This is a genomic window from Nostoc sp. JL34 (assembly GCF_017114945.1).
Lineage (GTDB): Bacteria > Cyanobacteriota > Cyanobacteriia > Cyanobacteriales > Nostocaceae > Nostoc.
The window spans coordinates 1-21,709 of sequence record NZ_JABXKQ010000015.1 but is presented as its reverse complement, the minus strand read 5'-3'; the positions used below and the strand labels follow the sequence as shown (position 1 = coordinate 21,709).

Annotated in this window: 23 protein-coding genes and 1 pseudogene; 8 read left to right on the top strand and 16 right to left on the bottom strand. The window is 41.7% G+C overall.

All coding sequences use genetic code 11. The features are described 5' to 3' along the window. Positions 1–46: 46 nt before the first annotated feature. Positions 47–331 carry a hypothetical protein gene (locus tag HWQ44_RS01935; protein ID WP_292714032.1) on the bottom strand — a complete coding sequence of 95 codons (285 nt, stop codon included), beginning with the start codon at positions 329–331 and terminating at the stop codon, positions 47–49. A 227-nt stretch (positions 332–558) separates the two neighbouring features. Here HWQ44_RS01935 and HWQ44_RS01930 point away from each other — a divergent pair, with 227 nt between their 5' ends. Next, complete coding sequence (locus HWQ44_RS01930; protein ID WP_292714030.1) at positions 559–963, top strand: type II toxin-antitoxin system RelE/ParE family toxin; 405 nt, start codon at positions 559–561, stop codon at positions 961–963. Beyond that, positions 950–1,252 carry a helix-turn-helix transcriptional regulator gene (locus tag HWQ44_RS01925; RefSeq protein ID WP_292714028.1) on the top strand — a complete coding sequence of 101 codons (303 nt, stop codon included), beginning with the start codon at positions 950–952 and terminating at the stop codon, positions 1,250–1,252. Before HWQ44_RS01930 ends, HWQ44_RS01925 begins: the two co-directional genes overlap by 14 nt. A gap of 257 nt (positions 1,253–1,509) precedes the next feature. Here HWQ44_RS01925 and HWQ44_RS01920 read toward each other — a convergent pair whose 3' ends face one another. Further along, entirely contained in the window at positions 1,510–3,711 is a 2,202-nt protein-coding gene (locus HWQ44_RS01920) for an NB-ARC domain-containing protein (protein ID WP_292714027.1), read from the bottom strand. 169 nt (positions 3,712–3,880) lie between these two features. On the opposite strand from HWQ44_RS01920, the gene HWQ44_RS01915 reads away from it, so the two are divergent. Then, positions 3,881–4,102 carry a hypothetical protein gene (locus HWQ44_RS01915; RefSeq protein ID WP_292714025.1) on the top strand — a complete coding sequence of 74 codons (222 nt, stop codon included), beginning with the start codon at positions 3,881–3,883 and terminating at the stop codon, positions 4,100–4,102. A gap of 233 nt (positions 4,103–4,335) precedes the next feature. On the opposite strand, the gene HWQ44_RS01910 is transcribed toward HWQ44_RS01915, so the two are convergent. Then, positions 4,336–6,036 (bottom strand): iron uptake porin, encoded by a 1,701-nt coding sequence (locus HWQ44_RS01910; RefSeq protein ID WP_292714022.1) that lies wholly within the window; start codon positions 6,034–6,036, stop codon positions 4,336–4,338. Between the two features lie 556 nt (positions 6,037–6,592). Next, entirely contained in the window at positions 6,593–7,087 is a 495-nt protein-coding gene (locus tag HWQ44_RS01905; protein ID WP_292714020.1) for a DUF4363 domain-containing protein, read from the bottom strand. A 412-nt stretch (positions 7,088–7,499) separates the two neighbouring features. On the opposite strand from HWQ44_RS01905, the gene HWQ44_RS01900 reads away from it, so the two are divergent. Continuing rightward, complete coding sequence (locus HWQ44_RS01900; RefSeq protein WP_174708855.1) at positions 7,500–7,784, top strand: peptidase; 285 nt, start codon at positions 7,500–7,502, stop codon at positions 7,782–7,784. Position 7,785: 1 nt separating this feature from the next. Here HWQ44_RS01900 and HWQ44_RS01895 read toward each other — a convergent pair whose 3' ends face one another. From HWQ44_RS01895 to HWQ44_RS01860, 8 genes and pseudogenes are all read right to left on the bottom strand, one after another. Beyond that, entirely contained in the window at positions 7,786–9,075 is a 1,290-nt protein-coding gene (locus HWQ44_RS01895; protein ID WP_292714015.1) for an ATP-binding protein, read from the bottom strand. A gap of 4 nt (positions 9,076–9,079) precedes the next feature. Continuing rightward, entirely contained in the window at positions 9,080–9,757 is a 678-nt protein-coding gene (locus HWQ44_RS01890) for a response regulator transcription factor (RefSeq protein ID WP_292714013.1), read from the bottom strand. Positions 9,758–10,282: 525 nt separating this feature from the next. Then, positions 10,283–12,211, bottom strand: coding sequence for an ABC-F family ATP-binding cassette domain-containing protein (locus HWQ44_RS01885; protein ID WP_292714011.1), 1,929 nt, complete (start codon positions 12,209–12,211; stop codon positions 10,283–10,285). Positions 12,212–12,282: 71 nt separating this feature from the next. Further along, the gene (locus HWQ44_RS01880; RefSeq protein WP_292714009.1) at positions 12,283–12,699 is read right to left on the bottom strand and encodes a DUF1824 family protein; all 417 of its coding nucleotides are present in this window, start codon (positions 12,697–12,699) and stop codon (positions 12,283–12,285) included. 350 nt (positions 12,700–13,049) lie between these two features. Next, the gene (locus HWQ44_RS01875; RefSeq protein WP_292714007.1) at positions 13,050–13,898 is read right to left on the bottom strand and encodes a prohibitin family protein; all 849 of its coding nucleotides are present in this window, start codon (positions 13,896–13,898) and stop codon (positions 13,050–13,052) included. A gap of 146 nt (positions 13,899–14,044) precedes the next feature. Next, complete coding sequence (locus HWQ44_RS01870) at positions 14,045–14,290, bottom strand: hypothetical protein (RefSeq protein WP_292714005.1); 246 nt, start codon at positions 14,288–14,290, stop codon at positions 14,045–14,047. A gap of 157 nt (positions 14,291–14,447) precedes the next feature. Further along, complete coding sequence (gene cydB / locus HWQ44_RS01865) at positions 14,448–15,461, bottom strand: cytochrome d ubiquinol oxidase subunit II (RefSeq protein WP_292714004.1); 1,014 nt, start codon at positions 15,459–15,461, stop codon at positions 14,448–14,450. 210 nt (positions 15,462–15,671) lie between these two features. After that, positions 15,672–16,049 (bottom strand): annotated as a pseudogene (locus HWQ44_RS01860) (cytochrome ubiquinol oxidase subunit I); the annotation flags it as partial. A 104-nt stretch (positions 16,050–16,153) separates the two neighbouring features. Here HWQ44_RS01860 and HWQ44_RS01855 point away from each other — a divergent pair. Further along, positions 16,154–16,408, top strand: a complete 255-nt coding sequence (locus HWQ44_RS01855; protein WP_292714002.1) for a tetratricopeptide repeat protein — start codon at positions 16,154–16,156, stop codon at positions 16,406–16,408. Positions 16,409–16,429: 21 nt separating this feature from the next. Here the strand turns inward: HWQ44_RS01855 and HWQ44_RS01850 are convergent, their stop codons facing one another. The 3 genes from HWQ44_RS01850 to namA all read right to left on the bottom strand — a co-directional run bounded on the left by HWQ44_RS01850 (position 16,430) and on the right by namA (position 18,590). Beyond that, a complete protein-coding gene (locus HWQ44_RS01850; protein WP_292714000.1) occupies positions 16,430–16,714 on the bottom strand; it encodes a hypothetical protein in 285 nt (94 codons plus the stop codon). 548 nt (positions 16,715–17,262) lie between these two features. After that, positions 17,263–17,385 carry a hypothetical protein gene (locus HWQ44_RS01845; protein ID WP_292713999.1) on the bottom strand — a complete coding sequence of 41 codons (123 nt, stop codon included), beginning with the start codon at positions 17,383–17,385 and terminating at the stop codon, positions 17,263–17,265. Positions 17,386–17,522: 137 nt separating this feature from the next. Then, complete coding sequence (namA, locus tag HWQ44_RS01840; protein WP_292713998.1) at positions 17,523–18,590, bottom strand: NADPH dehydrogenase NamA; 1,068 nt, start codon at positions 18,588–18,590, stop codon at positions 17,523–17,525. A gap of 449 nt (positions 18,591–19,039) precedes the next feature. Here namA and HWQ44_RS01835 point away from each other — a divergent pair, with 449 nt between their 5' ends. The 3 genes from HWQ44_RS01835 (at position 19,040) to HWQ44_RS01825 (ending at position 21,350) form a co-directional block, all read left to right on the top strand. Beyond that, positions 19,040–19,711 (top strand): glutathione S-transferase family protein, encoded by a 672-nt coding sequence (locus HWQ44_RS01835; RefSeq protein ID WP_292713996.1) that lies wholly within the window; start codon positions 19,040–19,042, stop codon positions 19,709–19,711. A gap of 48 nt (positions 19,712–19,759) precedes the next feature. Continuing rightward, complete coding sequence (locus HWQ44_RS01830; protein WP_292713994.1) at positions 19,760–20,626, top strand: CmcJ/NvfI family oxidoreductase; 867 nt, start codon at positions 19,760–19,762, stop codon at positions 20,624–20,626. 142 nt (positions 20,627–20,768) lie between these two features. After that, on the top strand, positions 20,769–21,350 hold the full coding sequence (locus tag HWQ44_RS01825) for a carbonic anhydrase (protein ID WP_292713992.1): 582 nt from the start codon (positions 20,769–20,771) through the stop codon (positions 21,348–21,350). On the opposite strand, the gene HWQ44_RS01820 is transcribed toward HWQ44_RS01825, so the two are convergent. Beyond that, on the bottom strand, positions 21,328–21,645 hold the full coding sequence (locus HWQ44_RS01820) for a P-loop NTPase (RefSeq protein WP_292714179.1): 318 nt from the start codon (positions 21,643–21,645) through the stop codon (positions 21,328–21,330). The genes HWQ44_RS01825 and HWQ44_RS01820 overlap by 23 nt on opposite strands. Positions 21,646–21,709 lie beyond the last annotated feature (64 nt).

Below are 21,709 nucleotides of genomic sequence, written 5' to 3'. Positions count from 1 at the left end.
AAGATGCTCCTAGAGCTAGCTTGCCTCAATTAAACTGCGTTCCGGTTCAGTAAAACTCGCAATTTTTTTTACTAAAATTTTGGACTAACATCAGTATTTTTCGTAGTTTAGTTACTAGATTTTGGTATTTATAAGCTCCCGTAAGTTCTGTAGTGGCTCCCATAAGTTTTGTAGCGGCTCCCATAAGTTTTGTAGCGGCTCCTATAAGTTCTGTCGCGGCTCCCGTAAGTTCTGTAGCTACTCCCATAAGTTTTGTAGCAGCTCCCATAAGTTCTGTAGCTGCTACCATAAGTTTTGTAGCGGCTCCCATAAGTTCTGTAGCCGCTCCCATAAGTTTTGTAGCTGCTCCCGTAACTTAGGGAGTGCATAAACGCAAAATGGCTTGTTAATGAATATTCCTGCATAGGCAAAACTTTTTTAACGGACTTCCAAATAAAAAAATATTCAATTAACTCTTGTGGGGTGGGGCGTCTCGCCCGCCATGCAGAGCATCTGCCTAATCACTAAAATCGCATTTTTGCGATAAAATTAGTAGTATGCGTAAGCTTATCCCAGACAATGCCAGAAACACGGATTATTTTCTTTCAGGATGATAGAGGAGAAGTTCCAGTCTTAAAGTGGCTAAACAAATTACTTAAACAAGATCGTAAGGGATATGCAAACTGCATCGCCAGAATTGAGCAATTAGCTGAGTATGGTTTTGAATTAAGACGACCCGCCGCAGATTTTCTGCGTGATGGTATTTATGAACTAAGAGCCAAGCACATCAGAGTACAGTATAGAATTCTATATTTTTTTCATGGTCAAAACGTAGTGATTTTAGCTCATGCCATTATTAAAGAGGATAACCAAGTTCCAGATCGAGAAATTGATTTAGCATTAACATACAAAAATTTATTCATACTCAATTCAGAAATTCATACTTATATTGAACCAGAAGAAGAAACAGATGAAGAAAACTAATGATGCACTGAAAATCATTAAAAAAATGATGAAAGAAGATCCAGAATTACAAGAGATGGTTAGAGAATCATCAATAAATGCTCAGGTATCTCAAATAATCTACGATGCACGTAAAGAAGCGGGACTAACCCAGCAACAACTAGCTGATTTAGTCGGTACTACCCAGTCAGTTATTGCTCGATTGGAAGATGCTGACTATGAGGGACATTCTTTGTCTATATTGGCTCGGATTGCAGCAGCTTTAAATCAAAAAGTAGAAATTAAAATGTCACCTAAAGAAGTTGCTTAAAACCTATCATGGCGATCGCTCATCGAGAGTCTAGACAATTTCTGTGATGATTTTATGACTAATTGCGATCGCCAACTCATCGACACCAGAGAGAGTTTGTAAATTCCATACCTGCTTGATGGTTGAGTAGCTGTAAAAGGCGATCGCACTTCGCTTAAAACTATAGATCCTGCATCCCCTTATACCAATTGACCAAAATCAGGCTACAGATGCAAGTTAAATTTAACTCTCTTAAATTACGAATTACGAATTACGAATTATTTCCACCATCGCGCTACATCAAAAATTGCACAGGCAATTTCTGCCGTTGCTGCTTCACCACTTAATGCAAAGATAACTGGAAACAATGCTTTGATATCTCGCAGCAAATTAGAGCGAGTGCGAAGGGATAATTCATGAAGTGTATCTTGCCAAAGGGAAAAAAGTTCGGCAGTTGGCATTTGTGACAAACCAGAAGCTAAAGCACTCAAGACATTGGCACGATAATCCTTATCCTGAATCGCCCTAGCAGCAGCAAGGGCTTCTGGCAACAACTCTGGTGGCAGTTTCTTAGCTAAGGCACTCAAGGCATTGGCACGAGAATACTCATACTGAATCGCCCTGGCAGCAGCAAGGGCTTCTGGCAGTATATCTGGCAGTTTCTCAGCTAAGGCACTCAAGGTATTGGCACGAAAAAACTCATTCTGAATTGCCCTGGCAGCAGCAAGGGCTTCTGGCAATATATCTGGCAATTTCTCAGCTAAGGCACTCAAGGCATCGGCACGAGAATCCTCATCCTGAATCCCCCTAGCAGCAGCAAGGGCTTCTGGCAATAACTCTGGTGGCAGTTTCTCAGCTAAGGCACTAAAGGCATCGGCACGCAAAGACTTATCCTGAATCGCCCTGGCAGCAGCAAGGGCTTCTGGCAATATATCTAGCAATTTCAATGCTTTATTCCGTAAATATTGCAACATCTTGGCAGCATCACGCTTATCCATCTGCCACAGCGTTGCCGCCATCATCTTATTAATGTTGACATCCTCCGGCAATACCCCTAACCAAGAGAAATGCTGCTGCTTTTCTGGTGGCATTCTTTTGACACTCAAATTTAATGATGCGGTTAAACTCAGGCGTTTTAAACTAGCCTCATCAGTAATTTCTTCGGCTTCTGGTCGGTCAAAACTTGTTAATCTGGCTACTTCTTGCTGAATATCCGCCAACAGTTCATTCCAAGTCGTACCACAGGCAACTTCGGCGGCTGCAAGTTCCAATGCTAGGGGAAGATAACCAACGCCTTTGGCTAAATTTTCTGCTGAGTGACGTTCTATGCCTGTAATCTCGCGTCTTAATTTCTTCGTCAGCAATTCCATTGCCTGGTCTGGTTTCATTATATCCAGACTGTAAGTACTGGCTGCTAAGGCATCGGCAATGTGACCTTCACGAGTAGTTACTAAAACTTGACAACGCGCACCACCAAAATTAAATGCTTGTGCATCTTCGGTATTCCAAGCATCATCCACCACCAGCAACACAGCTTTGTCATAAAGCAGAGTCCGCAAATGCGAGGAAGTTGCTTCAACACTTGTAGGTTTAAAGCTATAGTCTCCTAATGCTTGCACCCAGCCACTAAGTAAAGCCAGCACATTGGGTTGTTGACCTAATGTTGCCCAAAGAATGCCATCACAAAAACGAGATTGTATTTCTGCATTATGGGCTAAAGCCGCAGCTAAAGTAGATTTGCCCACCGAACCCAAACCGTGAATCGCAGTAATTATCAAAGTGTGATTACTTGATGACTCTGTGATAAGGCGAGTCTTTAAATCGTTGCTGTATTCTGGACGTTCTACAAAGTGTTCTGGTAAGGGTGGCGCTTGAAACGGTTTGCCAGCTTGCTGTACAGCATTAGAAATCTGGTTACTATTAAATGTTACGTTGTTAATTGTAGAGTTTCCACCCTTAATATTTAAGCCCTGGTAATTCTCAGTTGCTTGATTAATTTGCGGCTGTAATTTAACAGTTTCTCCTAAATCTTGGACTTTTCCATCATCTTGTTGAAAATTAGCCTCTAAAGTTTTAGATTTCTGTGGTCTATTGTTTTCCCATACCTCATCAAATCGTTTTAGGTTCTTTTCTTTATTCCTTGACCATAGCTTGACTGTAAAGTGCCAGTTTTCAACACCCTGAGTTTGGAGACGGTTATCTTCCAGAATCTTCAAAAAATCCTTCAGCAAATTCAGCGCTTCTCGAATTTGCGCTTTAGTTAACTTGCCAGGATATTTGTCTTTTTGGGTCAGCAACTCCAACGTGACTAACGTAGTCTGCACAGTCAGCTTGGGGTTAGCGCTGTCTGCTTCTTTCCAGTCGAACTCAATTTTAAAGTTACCATCCTCAAATTCCCCATCGATAAAACAAAGCAACGCCTCTAGCAGACGCTTGACTCGTTTCTGAATTACAGGGCCTTTAGTAGGTTCTCGTGGCATTACATCCAAAAAATTGAGTAAGAAGTTTGGGGCTACCCCAGATTGAAACTACCACCCCAAACTCATGTAATCCAGATTCTAAGGCATTTTCAGCGACATTGGGGTATTTGCTTAGGGACACAACCCCAAAGAGAACCTATATCTATACAACTCTTTGGGGTACAACCAAATGCAAGTCCGTCAAATTCTCAGTAAAACCATTGCTTTGTTGCTGGCAATGCAACTATTCTTGATTGGCTTCCAAGCTAAAAGCCAGATTGACCAAGGTAACTCATCCATTGAGGCGTTGATTTGGATGACTCAACAATATATTTCAGTGCTGGTTAAAATTCGCAGCTTGCAGGATAAAAAGGAGAAAAACGATTCTCCAAAGCTCAAAAGCAAAAAATGAAGGGGTAGGGTGTGTTAAGCAGAAGCGATGCCTACGGCGGTAAACTAGGCAGTTTATCAGAGATAGTAGCGTGTTGTGGAAGTGCGATCGCCATCACCATGACTTCCAAAAAATAAAACCCCACCCCGCAAAGGTTACGCTTTCCCTCAACTCTTCGCAAGCAAAGAAGGGGTAGGGTGTTAGGGAGTTTTCCTCAAGACAAAACTCCTCTCTTAACAAATCCAGATTTACCTTTAGAAAGTAAAAGTAGTTCTCAATGCACCAATGACAGCATCATTGTTATTGCTGTTGTTATCCGGCGAAGTCAACCAAATAACTCCGGGAGTAATGGTAATATTGTCGCTCACCTTATACTGGTAGAACGCTTCTAAATGATAGGAATTGTTCTTGTCTTTGCCAATTTGGGCAACACTGGAACTTGTTACATAAGGTTCCATGCCAACCACAATACCAGCTAGATTCCCTTTTTTACCAAGGTCGGGGAATCCTAAAGTAACCGCCCAGTTCCAGATATCAAGACTTCCCCGATTAATTCCACTGCCATTGCTTGCCAAGATCCGAGTGTTAGTGTAGCCAGCCCAGCCACCCAAAATAAATTTATCACTCAGTTGTAATGATGCTTCTGCACCATAAGCATTACTGGATACTGGTAAATCTGCACCAGAAAATGCAGCTAAGTCATCTGGTAAATTGGGATTATTCAGTAAAGCCGATCGCAGGTTAGCACGGTTACTACCTGTACTACCATTAGCAGTGAAATCATTGTTGTAAGAATTAACGTAAGTCAAACCAAGGGTGAATTTATCAGTCGGTTTGACCGTTAACTGGGCTATGGCTCCATAAGCGCCGTTGAATAAACCACTTCCATTTTGAGAATTAGCAGGATCGTTAGCTAAATACCCCAAACTTAGTTCTAGATTCTTGCTAAACTGGTGCTGAATTCCTAAACCAGCACCATTAACTAGATAGTAAATAGGGTTGCGAGTCCCAAAATGAGAAAGAGCGCCGCTACCACCATCTCCATCTAAGTAAGGGTTTACTGTATTAGTAAAATCATCTGCTGCACCTGCGTTTGCTTCAACAATGACATTTGTTTTCTGAGTAAGAGGGAACTGATACAACAGCGCATCTATCCCAACAGCATTGTTGTTGCCATTATCAAAAGTACCGCCAGCAAACCGTAAGTCACCTTCTGGCGTAAATGTAGAATTTGCAGAGAAGGCATTCAGATTTGTGGCTTGCAGTCGGGTTCTGAGTAAATCTTTGCCTGTAAAGCTAGAATCAAAGTTGAGACGGACGCGATCGCCTAAAATAGGATTGCGATTGATTTTTCCTCCTCTAGCATTATCTCCTGACACAACCCCTGCTACTGCAAAAATCGCTTCACCATTGAGTTTGGTAGTGGTAGAAAACTGATGCTGTTCCAGTTCGGCACTGCGTGTTTCCAGCGCATCAACTCGACCGCGTAGGGTTGCTAGTTCGGCGGTAAATTCCTCTTGCAATTTTTGTAATGTGGCTAAATCTTGTTTCTTAACCAAATCATTAGTTGAGGTAGCAATCAGTTCATTGACGCGTTGTAGACAAGCATTCAAACCCGCCGCAAATTCATATCGCGTCATCGCTCGATTACCGCGATATGTACTATTAGGATATCCAGCAATACAGCCGTAACGTTCTACTAATGATTGCAGCGCTTGAAATGCCCAATCAGTTGGCTGCACATCTGATAATTGAGATACAGAAGTAACTTGAGCGACAGCATCAGCAGTTGCCGGAGACTCTAGAGATTGCTCTGTTTGGTTATTTTCAGGTTTTGATGTAGTATTATTTGCAGGAGATGCTATTGCCAGCCCACCATAACCAACAACTGAGGCAACAAGCACAACGAATGGAGCCTGCTGAAGAAAACTCCAGAGAAATTTTGCTTTTAACATTTTTATTTCTCACACAAAAAATTAATTAGGATTAGGGACTTCCAAGAAATAAATTATCCAATCTTGTGGGGTGGGCATCTTGCCATTAGTGTCAAGTTAAGCTCAAACTTCCTATGTCAATAAGTATTTATGCTTAACAATTTGGTTTGAAAGGGACAAAAAACGAACTTTTTCAGGGACTATTAATGCTTTGTTTATTAGCATCACTCCCAGCTTGCGTATAAAATTCAGAAAAAAGTTCACCTTTATACTTCGTTCATAACAAAACCTATCGTTGACAAATGGGTTTTAACCTTAAGTTGACACTAATGGCATCTTGCCCGCCTTCGACTACGGGCTATCGTGTCGCCCACCCCACAATAAATAGTTGTACATTTTTTTATTTGTCAGTCCCTTAGTACAATGTCTAAGTTAATTTTGAAAGTTTGTAGTAAGCACTTTAGTGCTTAGAAAATAAGGACTAAAGTCCTTACTACAAACTTGCTCATCCATCAATTTCAACTTGACGTACTACTAGCACCCTAGCCAACAAATACTCAGTCTATGTATTTGGCTCTTAAGGCTTGGCTACACTAGTGACATCCTTGTTAAGAACCACTAAAGCTGTTGACAATTTTGGTTTATTTGGTGCAGAGGCTTTCAGTCCTGCCTTAATCTCATCAGCTTTATCTTCAATTTCTTTGTAGGTAGTGGGAGATTTAGCTTTCACTCCATCCTCAACCTTTGACCAAAAATCTTCAAATTTATCAAATTCCCCTTTAGCTTTGGTAAAATCTCCCGCCTCAACTGCGGCCTTAGTATTGGTTACAACACCCTGTAGACCTTGAAATTCGGTTGTTTTAGTGGGAGTGGCTACTGCACCAGGGGAGGTTGTCGCAGCGGGAGTGGTTGCTGCGCTAGGGCTAGTTGTCGCAGCAGGAGTGGCTGTTGTATCGGCGATAGAACTCCCAGCAGGTGGTGTCTGTGCAGTAGGTTCGTCACCCTTATTGCATCCAACCAAAGTCATCATGCTGATTGCAGCAACTATCAGTACTGGATTAAAACGATTCATTCTAAACTCCTCATCAAAACTCGTTTATGTAGACTAGTACCGCAAAGCGGAAATCAAAAGTCTTTCATTTTGGGCTTTCTGGCTGTAATGAAATAGTAGGTTTATTTCCGCCGACTTGTACTAGCGTTCATATTTTACGCTGACTATGAACAAAAATATTAGGTCATATTTTTGTCATTTAAATATTAAAGCTATCAAGGTAAAAAACTCGGAAAGAAGCAATATTTTCTCTTTCCGAGTTTTTTACTTGTCATGCTTTACCTTAAAAATGCAGTCTATCAAGACTCCTCACACCAATTGCTGACTTCGAGTCTTGTCTGACAAGACTCGATTTTTCTCATCTCATTTGCATTTTTGGTGATATTGAGCCTACATTGTATTGGGAAAAAGTTTCTACTACCGGAAAAATACCATGAAACGTTCATTTCGTAAGTATCATCGTATCCTTGGCATCATCCTATCTGTGCCACTGATGTTAACCGTGCTGACTGGGATATTAACAACCTTTGTCCGCGAGTGGTCTATTGGTATAGGAGTTCCAGCTAGCTTCCTCTTGAGTATCCATACAGGCGAAATCTTTCATCTGCAAGGAATCTACCCAATTTTGAATGGATTAGGACTTTTGGGATTGTTGGTGACAGGATTAAATATGTCTGGTTTATTTGGTAAAAAAACTCGGCAAAACCCGAATAATTAAACTAAGAAGCTAATGGCAAACGTACCTGAAAGCAGCTACCAACACCGATTTCACTGGTGACGGTAATATCTCCTCCATGAGTTCTAGCGATCGCTAATGCAATAGCTAATCCTAAACCTAAGCCTCCCTCTCGCTGATTTCTAGCTTGATCTGCCCTCCAAAAGCGATTAAAAATTAACGGAATGTGTTCTGGAGCAACACCAATACCAGTATCTTGAACATTTATGGCTACAAACCGCTCAAGTTTAACTAGAGAAACTATGACAGTCCCTCCTTTAGGTGTATAGTGCAAGGCATTTTGCAACAGATTAGAAAATAATCGCTTTAGTTGAATAGCTTCACCTTTGATCAAAACTTCGGTTGATATTTCTGACTTGAAAGTAATTTCCTTAGATACTGCTTGCGGTTCCAAAAACTCCACCAAATCCTCTAATAATTCATCTAAAGGAATATTGATCCATGCAATCATTTTAGGACTTGTGACTGCATCAGTTCGAGCTAATAAAAGTAAATCTTCTACTAATCGAGTCATTTGATTACTTGCAGATGATATTGCTTCCAATTTATTTAAATTAGCTGGATGAATTCTCTCTGGATAATTCATAATCACTTCAACCGAAGTTTTAATAATTGTTAAAGGACTACGCAACTCGTGAGAAGCATCGGTAGTAAACTGTTTTAATTGCTCGATACTTTGCTCAATTGGCTGTAAAGATTGTCTTGTTAGCCACCAACCACCTAAGCCGCTAAGAATTATGACAATCAATCCTCCTAACTCAAATCCCCATAAAACTCTATTTAGTTCTTCTTCTAATTCTTCTGTCGATTCACTTACCCGCACATAGCCTTGGAGCTTTTTTTTTCTTCCACTTGAACTATGCAGATAAACAGGAATAGTAATACTGCGAATTTTATGGTGTTGGCTGATGTCAAAGTTAGCAGTAAAAGACATTCGAGAAATAGTGGTTCCCGCCTTAGCCAATAGCCGACCATTAGCATCAAACCATTCTACTCCTTGATGATTTTCACGTAAATCTTGCCAAGGAATATCTAAATCTCCATCATCATTATCTAAAATTCGAGGAATCTTAGTATTAATTGCTTTTTTGTCAACTGGCGCTGCTATTAAGTTGTGAGAAGCTGCATTTGCTAAAGTGGCAATTTCACTATCTAATTTTTGATAAAGATTATAAGACAAAAAATGGTAAACAATTGTGGTAGAAGTCCCCCAAATTGTTACCATTACACCTAAATATGAAAATAAAAGCCGCCTGCCTAAAGCCTGAAGCATCAATTTAAAAAGTTTGTTTGAGTCGATAACCTAAACCGTATATTGTCTCAATAAAATCAACATTAGCTCCAGCAAATTTCAATTTTTGTCTTAAGCTCCGAATATGAACCTTGATTGTTTCTTCTCCTGGTGGCTCTTCAAAAGACCAAAGATGTTTCAGAATTTCGTTGCGATTAAACACTTGATGGCTGTGACGTAAAAACAATTCTAAAATTCTATATTCTTTGGGAGTCAGATGTACTGGTTGTCCATTATATGTAACTTGATAATTACTTGGATCTAAACGCAACTTTTCCCACTCAAATACAGGGGGTAAAATAGTAATTCCCCGCCTTAATAAAGCGCGAATCCGAGCCATTAGCTCTTGTAAATCAAAGGGTTTAACAACATAATCATCTGCTCCGGCATCTAAACCAATGACTTTATCTGTGCTACTGTCTTTTGCAGTTAGTAACAAAATAGGTATAGAATAGCCTGCTTGCCGTAGTTGCCGACACAAAGTTATACCATCCAATTTTGGTAGCATTAAATCTAACACTATTAAGTCATAAGGAAAGGCTTTAGCAAACTCCCATCCCACTTGACCATCATTTGCAATATCAACAAGATAATTTTGGTCAATGAGTACTTCTGCAAGTGCTTTTGCAATCCGATATTCATCTTCTACTAAAAGGATTTTCATAACTACCCCACTAGTACCGCAAAGCGGAAGTCAAAAGTCACCCTTCCCTACCTTAGTGCTTATAAAGGTTCCCACTCAGATGCGGTACAACATCATATCGCAAGGTGTAGGGGCACGGCATGCCCATTGGTGTCAACTTAAGCAAAAAATAGCTTGACCCTTGGCCTCCTTGCCCGCCTGGGAATGAATTCCCAGGCTAATAGCGAAAGTCTACTCAAGTAGACTAAAGATTTTTGGTGATATTTAGTCATCTTTAGATGACTTTAGCTATGAGCAGGGAATTTCAATTCCTGGCGGACAAGCGGTTTCACGTTAAGGAGTCACGCAAAAATAACTTGAACACTTTTAATTGGAAAGTAAGGCTGACAGCTTATTCCAAATTAAATTTGTACAACTTATTTTTACATGATGCCTAAGTTGACACCTATGGGCATGCTGTGCCCCTACGGGTGTACCTCACGAAAACGAGAACCGCTATACTACAAACTTTTCATTACTAGCTTGACAGACTACTAGCTAGTAATTTCAAGACTCCATCTCTGCTAATTCTAACCAGCGTTCAGTCGCCACATCGATCGCGTGCTTGAGCTTTTCTACACGATCGTACAATTTCTGCACTTCGCTATAATTACCCGGTGAGACATTCGCTAATTTTTTCTCTGTTTCCGCTTTCTCAGCCTCTAACTCGGCAATTTTACCTTCCAACTGCTCAAATTCCTTTTTCTCCCAATTGGATAATCTGCGCCGCTTGGTATTCTCTCCATCCTTGGATGAAGCCGCACCATTTTGGGTTTCAACATTTTTGGGCTTCTCCTTAGCATTAGCGGCTTGTTGCTGCGCCTCTTCAGCCTTCTTATAGTCCAGATAAATCGAGTAATTACCTGGATATTGCCGCAGATTACCGCCTTCCTCAAAGGAAAATACTGTGTCGATGGTGCGATCGAGAAAGTAGCGATCGTGAGAAACTACAATTACACACCCGGCAAAATCTTCTAAATAATCCTCTAATACTGCCAAGGTCTGAACATCTAAATCATTTGTCGGTTCATCTAAAATTAAGACATTGGGCGCACCCATCAAAACCCGCAACAGAAATAAACGGCGTTTTTCCCCACCCGAAAGTTTACTAATTGGGGCATACTGCTGATTACCAGGAAACAAAAACCGCTCCAACATTTGCGAAGCAGTAATCTGAGTCCCATCGGTAATTTTGATAAATTCACCTTCTTCTTTGATGTAGTCAATCACGCGCTGATTTTCGTTCAATGCTGTGAGCAATTCTTCCGAATGTTGGTCAAAATAACCGATGTGAATTGTAGTACCAATTTCTGCAATGCCGGAATCTGGCTTAACCTGTCCAGTAATAATATCCATTAAAGTCGATTTACCAGCACCGTTAGCGCCAATAATGCCGATGCGGTCTTCTGGACTAAATTCGTAGGTGAAGTTATTAATTAGAGTGCGTCCATTGTATGCCTTAGAAACGTTATCTAATTCAATAACTTTTTTCCCAATGCGACGACCAACTGTCGAAATATCAACTTTACCCTGAACTTGTTTAAATTCAGTATCCCGCAGAGCGTGAGCGCGGTCAATTCTAGCTTTTTGCTTAGTACTTCTGGCTTTCGGTCCTTTTTTGAGCCATTCCAACTCGCGGCGCAACAAGCCTTGGTGTTTGCGTTGACTACTTACAGCAGATTCTTCAGCTAAAGCTTTCTTTTCGAGGTAATATGAGTAGTTACCTGTATAAGTGTAAATGTCGCCTCGGTCGATTTCCACGATCCGATTGGTAACGCGATCTAGAAAATAGCGATCGTGAGTAATCAAAAACAATGCGCCGCGATAGCGATTTAAATAACTTTGTAACCACTCTACAGAAAGAGCATCTAGATGGTTTGTCGGCTCATCCATAAGCAAAACATCTGGTTCTGATAGCAAAGCTGATGCTAAAGCAATGCGCTTGCGATAGCCTCCAGATAAAGTGCCTATCTTGGCATCAAAGTCAGAAATTCCTAATTTTGTCAGGATGATTTTGGCATTAGTTTCTAGTTCCCAAGCATCACTCGTATCCATCTGTTGCATCACCACAGAAAGGCGAGACATCAGTTGGCTATCATCTGGATAGTGAGCCAATTTATTAGAAAGTTCTTCATACTCACGCACTATAGCAATATGTTCGCCACTGTCAGCGAAAACTTGCTCTAAAACTGTGTGATTTTCATCTAAATCTGGCTGCTGAGGTAAGTAGATGATTTTAGAACCGGAGTTAGTTAAAATTTGACCGCTATCAATGGATTCTAAGCCAGCGATCATTTTTAATAGAGTTGATTTACCAGAACCGTTAGTACCAATTAATCCAACTTTATCGGTAGCATCAAGGCTAAAGCTAGCATCTTTTAAAATTTCCTTGATGCCAAAGTCTTTTTTTACTGATTGTAGTGTAATAATACTCATAAGATTGAAGTCATTAATTATTTTTCATTAGTGAGTAGGCAAGGCAAATACCTTACCTACATTACCGAATTCTATACAAATAAGTCCAAGGGAAGGTGTCCATACATTTCGTTGATTCCATCTTCGTCGTAAGACTGGCAAGATACTAATACACCACGATGATGTCCATCATAGGAATCAAGATAACACAAGCCATTTTTACCATTTAATTTGATATAAACTGGGCCTTCGGGTGTAAGTAAATTGTTTGGTGGTTCATAACCCAAAGCCAGAGAATAGGTTTTCATCGCCAATATTCCTTCTTCTGCTGTATCAGCACAAATTCCTAAAATTTGGTAATCAGTAAGCTTGGTGAGCAAAATTAAGGCATTACGAACTCCAACTTTTTCTGATGAGTTGACGATAGGAGCAATGTCTAGACAGTTGAATTTGTTCAGTAATTTTTTCGCTTCTTCGGCGGTGAGATTCTGAGGATTGGGGATTGACATAAACTTCGACTATGATTTTGTTGATTTTTCTGTTGTGTTTGAGTTGGGGCTAGCCTAACTTATACCATTTGGGATTTGGGATTTTGGTGAAGCCAACGCGGTTTTCTTACTTGGCGCTAGCGAGTCTTGTCTAGGACACGCTACGCGAACGATTGCTTGGGGCTTTACCCCATAAGTTACTGCTGTTGGCGTTCGCGCAGCGTCTCGTAGAGAAGCGTTAGCGACGTAGGAGCGTGCAGCCTCTCCGACAGGAGAAGGGATTGGCAATCTTCCAATGTATTGTAAAATTTGTCTGAGGTCAGAGCAAATGCTATAATTTTAGACCTTGTTATCTCATGCCCACTTCCCTTTTACGGTTGATTTTGGACATTCCCAAGGTTGAATATGAAGGGTACGCCGTTTTTTGAGTCACTACCCATAACCAGGACTTTGGGCATCTGAGCGCCGCCAGTCTTCCAAGCTTCAATGGCTTCTTTTTGCAGAACTAACTGCCCTCCTTGGGCTTTGAGTGTCTCTGCTAAGAGTCTTTGAGCTTCTGCTCTACCTTTGGCGCGATTAATGTCTGCTTGTGCTTCTTGTTCAGCTTCCCGTGCTACATAAACGGCTCTTTGCGCTCGTTGTTCAGCAATTTGTTTTTCTTCGACTGCTCTGGCAAATTCTGGCGAGAATGCTAAATCAACTACGCTAGTATCTAACACAATTATTCCATATTTGTCTAAGCGATCGCCTAACGCTTGATCGAAGTCTTCTTTCAATTCACTTCGTTTAGTAATCGCTTCTTCTACTGTTCTTCTGGCTGCGGCAATTTTAAATGCTTCTTGTGTCTGAGGAGCAATGATTTTTGAGACAATATTCTCTAATGTTCCTTGTTTTCTTCTAACTTCAACTACCTTTATCGGATCGAGGCGAAAGTTAATTGCAAATCTCGCAGATAAATTTTGCAAATCTTTAGTGGAACTCTCCGCTGGTACTTCAAATTTTTGCACTGTTAAATCATACACATCTATCACAGTGATAAAAGGCGGTTTCAGGTGAATACCTTCCAATAAAGCGCCATCTCTCGCTTTACCCAAGATGCTGATTACTCCTGCTTGTCCTGGGTTAATAATGATAAAGGAATTTAGCCCAATAATCACTAGTATTGCTAACACAATTCCAAAAACTGTGGTTTGCCAATTACCCAATTGCTGATTTTTCAAATTTCTCTCTCCAATCTGAGTTAGTCATTAGTCATTAGTCATTTGTCATTAGTTATTTCTTATTCTCTCTCTGCTCCTCAGTCCCCAGTCTTTGAATAAACTCAGTTACTAGTTTAAGTTTCAGGGTAACTGAAAGTTTCAAGATTTCAAAACCCTTCATTGGCTAATCGCCTCACGGTGGTTTCTCCATTTTTGCGTAGCTTGCCGCCGTAGGCATCGCGCTCGGTTCGCCTTACCTCCCGCACTTCGTATTCAACCACGGGTTTACCGTTGACACCCAAAAATGACTTAAATGGGTAGATTCTGGTAAGTAAACGCGATCGCACTCGTAGCCCAAACCTGAACCGATCAAACACGCTCATGTAACGCTTGAATGCTGTCTGAGAAAGCATTTTACTCGGTATGTCTTCTCTTTTCTGCGAGAGGCTGCGCGAACAACGAACGCCAAATAATAGTTAAAGCCAGAACTTACCCCAGAATTAGATGGGAAGAAACTACCATCTTGGACTTTGGACAAAAATCAACAATCATTTCTCAAATTAGTATCACCTATTCTCCATAATGTGTGTCTGCCACTTTCCCGCGAAAGACAATGTAATTGTAGATGTTGTAGAACAACATAATGGGAATCAGAAATCCAATGAAGATAATCATGAAGACTAATGCGCTAGGTGCTGCGGCTGCCTGATAAATGGTGATACCTGGGGGGATGATATAGGGAAAGACAACTAATCCTAACCCCACAAAGGTAAGCAGAAAAAGCAGCACAGTCCAAACTAGGGGGGTAGTTTCTGCTTTGCGGTTCAGGCTTTGAATCAATAACCCAATCAGCAGCACACCTAGCACTGGAATGACTGAAAATAAATATACTTCTGGCTGGTGAAATAACTTTGCCCTGGCATTTTCATACACAACAGGGGTGGCGATCGTGATTAAAATTGCACCTAAAAGCGTTGTCCAAGCAGCGAGTTTTGCTGTGCGGTAATGGGATGTTTGCAGTTCTCCCTCAGTTTTTAAGATGAGATAGGTGGAGCCAATTAATACATAACCCTGGATCAATGTCAAAGCAACTAGGAGCGATCGCCAATCGAACCAATCCCACATACCGCCGATAAAGTGACCCGCTTCATCCACCTTAATGCCTTCTAAAATGGTGCCCAAGGCAAATCCTTGAAATAGCGCCGCCATAAAACTACCGACTCCAAACGCCACATTCCAAAACACTTTGTTTGTAGAATGTTCTCGAAACTCAAAGGCCACAGCCCGAAAAATCAAGCCAAAGATCATCCCAAAAATGGGAATGTAGAGCGCATTCAGAATAGTGCCATAAGCGAGAGGAAATGCCCCAAACAACGCACCACCCATCAACACCAACCAGGTTTCATTAGCATCCCAAATATTACCCAAACTCGTCATTAAAATGTCGCGTCGGTCGTCATTGGAACTGGTTAGCGATAAGATGCCTACGCCTAGATCAAACCCGTCTAACATTACGTAGAGAAATAAAAACAGAGCCAAAATGACAAACCAAACTTGTGCTAAAAAGTGTTCTAGATTCTCCATACAATTATCTATTGATAGTGCTGAGTGTTCGCGTAGCGTCCCGTAGGGAAGAAAAATTACTGGCTAAAGCCCCGTTACCGCTAACAGCACTCATCATTGCTCTGCTTCAACAGGACGTTGATCTGGAACAAATTCAGCCGGAGTAGTTTCTGCGGGAGGTTGGGTGTCAATGCCTGGAACCGAAAGCTCTAGGTTAGGGCCTTGACGCACTGGATTTACTCGTTCCCAGCCAAACAGCATAATCCCCAAAAATCCGGCTTCTAGCATGAATGCCATCGAAGCCTCAAAGCCTAAAATGCTGCCAAAAAAGTCGCCTACCGCTTCGGAAAATGGTGCCCAGTTCGTGCCAAATTGAAACTCCATCGGCAAGCCAGATGCTACACCAATGCCGAAATTCAACACATATAGTTTTGCCCAGAAACGAGCATGGTGATAGTAATCAGGATTGCGTGTTTTAAGCCACATTCCTTCGACGATGACTAGATAAATCCCCATTCCAGTGGTGAGAACAGGCCATAGCATGTGAAAGATCGCCGTCAGTGCAAACTGCATCCGCGATAGAACAACGGTGTCCGAGAGAAAATCCATCAACTAACCTCTGAATTTGTTTAAATATTTATTTGCACTGCAAGCATCTTTGGGTCATAGCCGAATGGTAACGGAACATTTCTACCCTTTCACAATGTCCCAATTTGCACGTATCCTGGCTGAACCCCAACAATGTTGAAGCACACTTCAATCGGGGACTAGCATACTACAGACAAGGGGATTATCAAGCAGCGATGCCTAGGTTGGGCTACGCCTATGCGGACAATAATCAAGTAATCGCTCTCAAACCTAATGATTTTAGAGCCGTCCAGGATCAATGGGTAGATAGCACCAGCAGCCACGATGCCCAAAGTAGGCACAACTTGCTCCCAGCCTTTATCCATCATAATTGCTACTAATTGATTAGGATAAACACGTAGTTATTGCAGATGATGTGCTAAATTAATTGCGCGATCGCCTACTTCAAGATATGTTAAAGTGCGATCGCTAGTAATTACAGCCATCTGCTCTAGACGCAAAGATACTTGTTCAAAAACCAAAGTATGCAGTAAAGCTGTTTCAGGGATTGGTTTATCTGTCGCATTCACAGCAATTCGTTGCTTTAGTTGTGCTGGTGATAAAGTGTCTAAACAACTAAACCAATAATCTTGGAACTGCTTGATTAATTCTAAATCTTGTAATACCAATTTTTTATGAAGCTGCATAGAATTAGATCCCCCCTAGCCCACGCCAGTCGCTCATGGGGGTTTCCTCCATGAGCGACTGGCGTCTCCCGTCTCCCCTTGGGAGAAGACCGCGCTGGCTCCTCTTATTAAGGGGGGAACCGGAAAAAAATCTATCAAAGTCCCCCAATTTATCGGGGGATTTAGGGGGTTCGAGATATATGCAACTTCACATTAAATTGGTATAAGGTGTTTTTATTAATTACATAATCACGAAAAGATAAATCTAGTGGTGATAATAATAAATCAGGTTTGTGATATAAGTTTATTCCACTTTTAAAATACAATGCGAATACTCGCTCCACAATTAATAAGTCTATACTGATGTGAATGCGGATGCGTTGATTATCTAAATAAGTTGCTCGAATATCAAAGCAAGTCCATTGTTGAGAAGGTAAAATTTTGTGAGATAATTTTTATCGAATGGCTGCTAATATCATGTCCGCCTAATTAGTTATAATTCCCGCATCTGTGCAAAAACCAGGAAACCCTCTTTCCCTCTGCTCCCTGTCCCCTGCTCCCCTGCCATCTTAATGATAAGTCTTGAACCGGACACGATATAACTTGCTCTCTACTTCTGTTTTTTCTAGTCCTCGCAAATCCAAGGTAGCAATTTCATAAGCTGGGCAACCCTCCACCGTTAGCGCTTCCATTTCACAGCCCCTACAAAAAATAGCGATCGCAGCCAAGCGTCCACTGCTATTAACGCATTAATGCTTATGCAGCATAGTTTATAGCTTTTCTTAGTGCTATTCCCCAATATGAGCAAGAGCGATCGCTGGTAATTAGATCACAGCCAAGCGCGATCGTATTGAACAGGCCAGAGTTTATCGTGTCCAAGTTGTTTGGCTGCCAGATGCGGCCAGTAAGGATTGCGGAGTAGTTCACGTCCTAACAGCACTATATCAGCGACTTCTGTACGAATAATCTCGTCAGCTTGTTCCGGGGATGTAATTAAGCCCACGGCTCCTGTATGAATATTAGCTTCGCGGCGGATGCGTTCGGCAAACTGAGTCTGATAACCAGGTTTAATTGGGATATTAACGCCCGGTATAATACCACCTGATGAAGTATCGATGAGATCAACTCCTAAAGACTTGAGTTTGTCACTTAAAGCGATACTTTGCTCAACGTCCCAGCCATTGTCTGCCCAATCGGTGGCGGAGATGCGTACCCAAAGCGGATGTGTCTGGGGCCAAACTTCTCGGACTGCTTGAACTACTTCTCTAAGGAGACGAGTCCGGTTTTCAAAGCTACCACCATAATCATCTTGACGCTGGTTAGAAAGGGGTGAGAGAAATTGGTGCAGTAGATAACCGTGAGCAGCATGGATTTCAACTACCTTAAAACCAGCTTGTAGAGAACGTTTGGCAGCTTCGACAAAGGCGTTAATAACTTCTTGAATTCCCTCAAGACCGAGGGCTTCTGGAACTGGGCTATCTTGGCTAAAAGCGATCGCACTACTCGAAACTAAGGGACGCCAACCTTCCTGAGATTCATCCAGCGCTTTCCCTCCTTTACTCGGTTTGGCAGTGCTGGCCTTTCTACCTGCATGAGCAAGTTGAATACCTGCAACAGCGCCAAAGTTATGAATTAATGCCACAATCTTGGCTAAAGTTTCGATATGTGAATCTGACCAAATTCCCAAATCTTGGGGGCTAATGCGTCCACGCGGCTCTACAGCTGCCGCCTCTGTGAACACTATACCTGCACCGCCAACTGCGCGAGAGGCTAGATGAATAACGTGCCAATCATTAGCATATCCATTTGTACTGGAATATTGACACATCGGTGAAACGGCAATGCGGTTGCGAAAAACAACTTCACGAATCTTGAATGGTTCAAACAGATGTGCCATTAATCTTGATTCCTTCTCTTGCTACGTAAAATAAATTGGGGAGAGATTTGCAGCATGAATTCTATTTTGCATTAAACAACTGGAGATTTTCTCTTCCGCACACTGAAATGAGTGATAAACGCCACAGCCAACAAAAATAGTCCCACAGCACAAACACCCGATTATGTCTAGCTATTTATTTAGTTACACTAATAATTAGGTATGCATATTTTCATAAAGACTGTATACTATTTAAAGTACATTAAATCGACCGATAAACTGTAGTATATCATCTAACTGACGTACATACCTGCAAGTCAATTATTTAACTACACTAATCAGAAAACAGAATGCTTTCTTTCATCCATAGTGGGCGATCGCTCATGAACAGCTTCTGTTTTATTGCTTTAGGTTGAGTTGTGCAATCTCAAATAGTCTGCATGTCACGATTATTACAAGGAAAAGATTTCATGAGCAACATCCAACTATACTTCGCCAAAGCCTCTACCTTCTCTCAACGGACTCGCGTCGTCTTACTGGAAAAAGGTATTGACTTCACTCCGATAGAAATTGACTTACAAAATAAACCAGACGGGTACACGCAGATTTCGGGCTATGGTAAAGTTCCGGCTATCAAACATGGGGATGTGGAAATTTACGAGTCCGCCATTATCAATGAATATCTAGATGAAGTTTTTCCAGAACCAGCTTTATTACCCCGCGATCCCGCAGCTAAAGCGATCGCTCGGATTTGGATAGACTACGCTAATACTCGCTTTGTCCCAGCTTTTAACAAATTCTTACGCGGTAAAGATAGTCAGGAACAAGAACAAGGACGAAAGGAGTTCACAGAAGCACTTCTATATATTGAACAAGAAGGATTAGGCAAAGGTGATTATTTATTAGGAGATCAGTTTAGCCTAGTTGATATCAGCTTCTATCCTTGGTTTGAACGTTTACCACTCTTAGAACACTTCCGCAAATTCACATTACCAGCCGAAACACCTCGTTTGCAGACATGGTGGAATCTGGTAGGCGATCGCTCCTCAATCCAAGCAGTAGCAAACCCTGTGGACTTCTATTTGGAAAGATTCGCCAAAGTTCTCGGTGAACCTGTTCCCGTTGGTGCATCTCAAAAATAGGACGTATAGATTGACAGAAATTAACCAAAATCCAAAATGGGATAACCTATGAGCTTAAATAATCAAGTTATAGACAGACCGATTTCCCTGGATCTGCCATCCGTAGAGGCTAACCTCACTTACCTGATTCCAACGGCAGAAAAACCTGTTAACTATACTTACGAACCGCCAGCCGGGATTCCCCGCACGAATGCAACTTATCAGACATACAAACTGCCAATTTACAATGCTCGTTCTATCTCAGAGAACATATCGTTAGATCGAGAAGGATTCGCCTTTACTGGACATAATACTAATGTTCGCAACTTTTACGATGAAGACGAAGTACGCCGCGTCTACTATCCAGAAGCCGAGCAATTATTAAAAGAGGTGACGGGCGGAACTAAGGTAGTGATATTCGATCACACCTTGCGTAATGCTGGTCAGTCAAAGCCAGGTGAGAATAATATTAAAGAACCCGCAAAGCGTGTGCATAACGACTTCACCGCCAAATCAGGCTATACTCGCGCCCGTTTGGAACTAGCAGCACGGGGAATAGATGACATTGATGCACTATTAAAACAACGATTTGCCATCATCAATGTTTGGCGAGCGATCGCACAACCAATTCAAGAGTCACCATTAGCACTGTGTGACGCGCAAAGTATCGCACCCACAGACCTTGTAGCTGGCGATCTTGTGTACCGCGATCGGGTTGGTGAGACATACGGTGTCACGTATAACTCCCAACATAAATGGTTCTACTTTCCGCAAATGCACAGAGACGAAGCACTATTTATCAAATGCTTCGACTCCGCAGAAGACGGATACGCCCGTTTTGCGGCCCATACAGCCTTTGAAGACCCCACCAGCCCAGCCAACGCTCCCCCACGAGAAAGCATCGAACTCCGAACATTGGTCTTTTACCCCGCATAGATCGCAAAAACTTGTCTCAAACTCCTACTCTCTGCGCCTCTGCGTAAAACAATTTACAGCAGTTTTCATGTATTTGAACCACACCGTTCGTAGGGGCGCAAGGCCTTGTGCCCCTACTAGCGATCGCCCACATAAACTCAAAATGAGCCAAATTGTAGAAGAAGTTCTGGCAGCTAATCTTAGTTACACTGATAAATTCGGTGATAAAGGTAATCTCACCATACCCCCATCTCGCCGGTTTGCAATTCTCACGTGCATGGATGCTCGGCTTGATCCAGCTAAATTTGCTGGACTAGCTGAAGGAGATGCCCATGTAATTCGTAATGCAGGTGGACGTGCTAGCGATGATGCAATTCGCTCTTTAGTGATTTCTTATAAATTACTTGGTACGCGTGAATGGTTTGTAATTCATCACACTAATTGCGGGATGGAAACCTTCACTAATGAAATCATCAGTAATTTACTTTCTAGTAGCCTCAAAACAGCCAAGCTAGATGAAAGAGGTTGGTCAGATATTGGATCTGGATCTGGATCAAGCGAAGGCAAGTTTATCAATTGGTTGACTATTGATGACCAAGCCAAAAGTGTCTATACAGATGTCCAACGGATTCGTTTGCATCCATTAGTTCCGAATGAAATTCCTATCTATGGCTATATCTACGATATCAAAACAGGGCAATTGATTGAAGTTCCTGAAGCTACTAAGCTTGGTCAAGCTGCGTAGTTTTATTGTGTAACGTAAAAATAGTATTTAATGAAATAGCTATTTGTGTAAAAACCTCCTTTGCTGGTGAAATGTATTCGCTTATCGCAATCGGATTTCCAGTATCACTACCGCTACAAATGCGGGGGTCAATGGGAATTTGTCCCAACAGAGGCGCTTGTAATTCTGTGGCTAATTGTTCGCCCCCACCACTACCAAAAATTGGTGTGCGTGAACCACAATCACCACAAATTAAATAACTCATATTTTCAATGATGCCAAGGACAGGAACACCCACTTGGCGAAACATATATATATTACGTCGTAAGTAGGTGGGCGGAAAAATTTACAGCTATGTAACGAAAAGTTAAGTAGTAGAA

What these genes read in the sequence shown, in the direction of transcription:
- HWQ44_RS01935 (WP_292714032.1), bottom strand. Translation starts at nt 331, where the DNA reads ATGGGAGCGGCTACAGAACTTATGGGAGCCGCTACAAAACTTATGGTA.
- HWQ44_RS01830 (WP_292713994.1), top strand. Translation starts at nt 19,760, where the DNA reads ATGAGCTTAAATAATCAAGTTATAGACAGACCGATTTCCCTGGATCTG.
- HWQ44_RS01905 (WP_292714020.1), bottom strand. Translation starts at nt 7,087, where the DNA reads ATGAATCGTTTTAATCCAGTACTGATAGTTGCTGCAATCAGCATGATG.
- HWQ44_RS01825 (WP_292713992.1), top strand. Translation starts at nt 20,769, where the DNA reads ATGAGCCAAATTGTAGAAGAAGTTCTGGCAGCTAATCTTAGTTACACT.
- HWQ44_RS01870 (WP_292714005.1), bottom strand. Translation starts at nt 14,290, where the DNA reads ATGCTTTCTCAGACAGCATTCAAGCGTTACATGAGCGTGTTTGATCGG.
- HWQ44_RS01835 (WP_292713996.1), top strand. Translation starts at nt 19,040, where the DNA reads ATGAGCAACATCCAACTATACTTCGCCAAAGCCTCTACCTTCTCTCAA.
- HWQ44_RS01890 (WP_292714013.1), bottom strand. Translation starts at nt 9,757, where the DNA reads ATGAAAATCCTTTTAGTAGAAGATGAATATCGGATTGCAAAAGCACTT.
- HWQ44_RS01910 (WP_292714022.1), bottom strand. Translation starts at nt 6,036, where the DNA reads ATGTTAAAAGCAAAATTTCTCTGGAGTTTTCTTCAGCAGGCTCCATTC.
- HWQ44_RS01915 (WP_292714025.1), top strand. Translation starts at nt 3,881, where the DNA reads ATGCAAGTCCGTCAAATTCTCAGTAAAACCATTGCTTTGTTGCTGGCA.
- HWQ44_RS01930 (WP_292714030.1), top strand. Translation starts at nt 559, where the DNA reads ATGCCAGAAACACGGATTATTTTCTTTCAGGATGATAGAGGAGAAGTT.
- namA (WP_292713998.1), bottom strand. Translation starts at nt 18,590, where the DNA reads ATGGCACATCTGTTTGAACCATTCAAGATTCGTGAAGTTGTTTTTCGC.
- HWQ44_RS01850 (WP_292714000.1), bottom strand. Translation starts at nt 16,714, where the DNA reads ATGCAGCTTCATAAAAAATTGGTATTACAAGATTTAGAATTAATCAAG.
- HWQ44_RS01895 (WP_292714015.1), bottom strand. Translation starts at nt 9,075, where the DNA reads ATGCTTCAGGCTTTAGGCAGGCGGCTTTTATTTTCATATTTAGGTGTA.
- HWQ44_RS01845 (WP_292713999.1), bottom strand. Translation starts at nt 17,385, where the DNA reads ATGGAAGCGCTAACGGTGGAGGGTTGCCCAGCTTATGAAATTGCTACC.
- HWQ44_RS01880 (WP_292714009.1), bottom strand. Translation starts at nt 12,699, where the DNA reads ATGTCAATCCCCAATCCTCAGAATCTCACCGCCGAAGAAGCGAAAAAA.
- cydB (WP_292714004.1), bottom strand. Translation starts at nt 15,461, where the DNA reads ATGGAGAATCTAGAACACTTTTTAGCACAAGTTTGGTTTGTCATTTTG.
- HWQ44_RS01920 (WP_292714027.1), bottom strand. Translation starts at nt 3,711, where the DNA reads ATGCCACGAGAACCTACTAAAGGCCCTGTAATTCAGAAACGAGTCAAG.
- HWQ44_RS01925 (WP_292714028.1), top strand. Translation starts at nt 950, where the DNA reads ATGAAGAAAACTAATGATGCACTGAAAATCATTAAAAAAATGATGAAA.
- HWQ44_RS01885 (WP_292714011.1), bottom strand. Translation starts at nt 12,211, where the DNA reads ATGAGTATTATTACACTACAATCAGTAAAAAAAGACTTTGGCATCAAG.
- HWQ44_RS01900 (WP_174708855.1), top strand. Translation starts at nt 7,500, where the DNA reads ATGAAACGTTCATTTCGTAAGTATCATCGTATCCTTGGCATCATCCTA.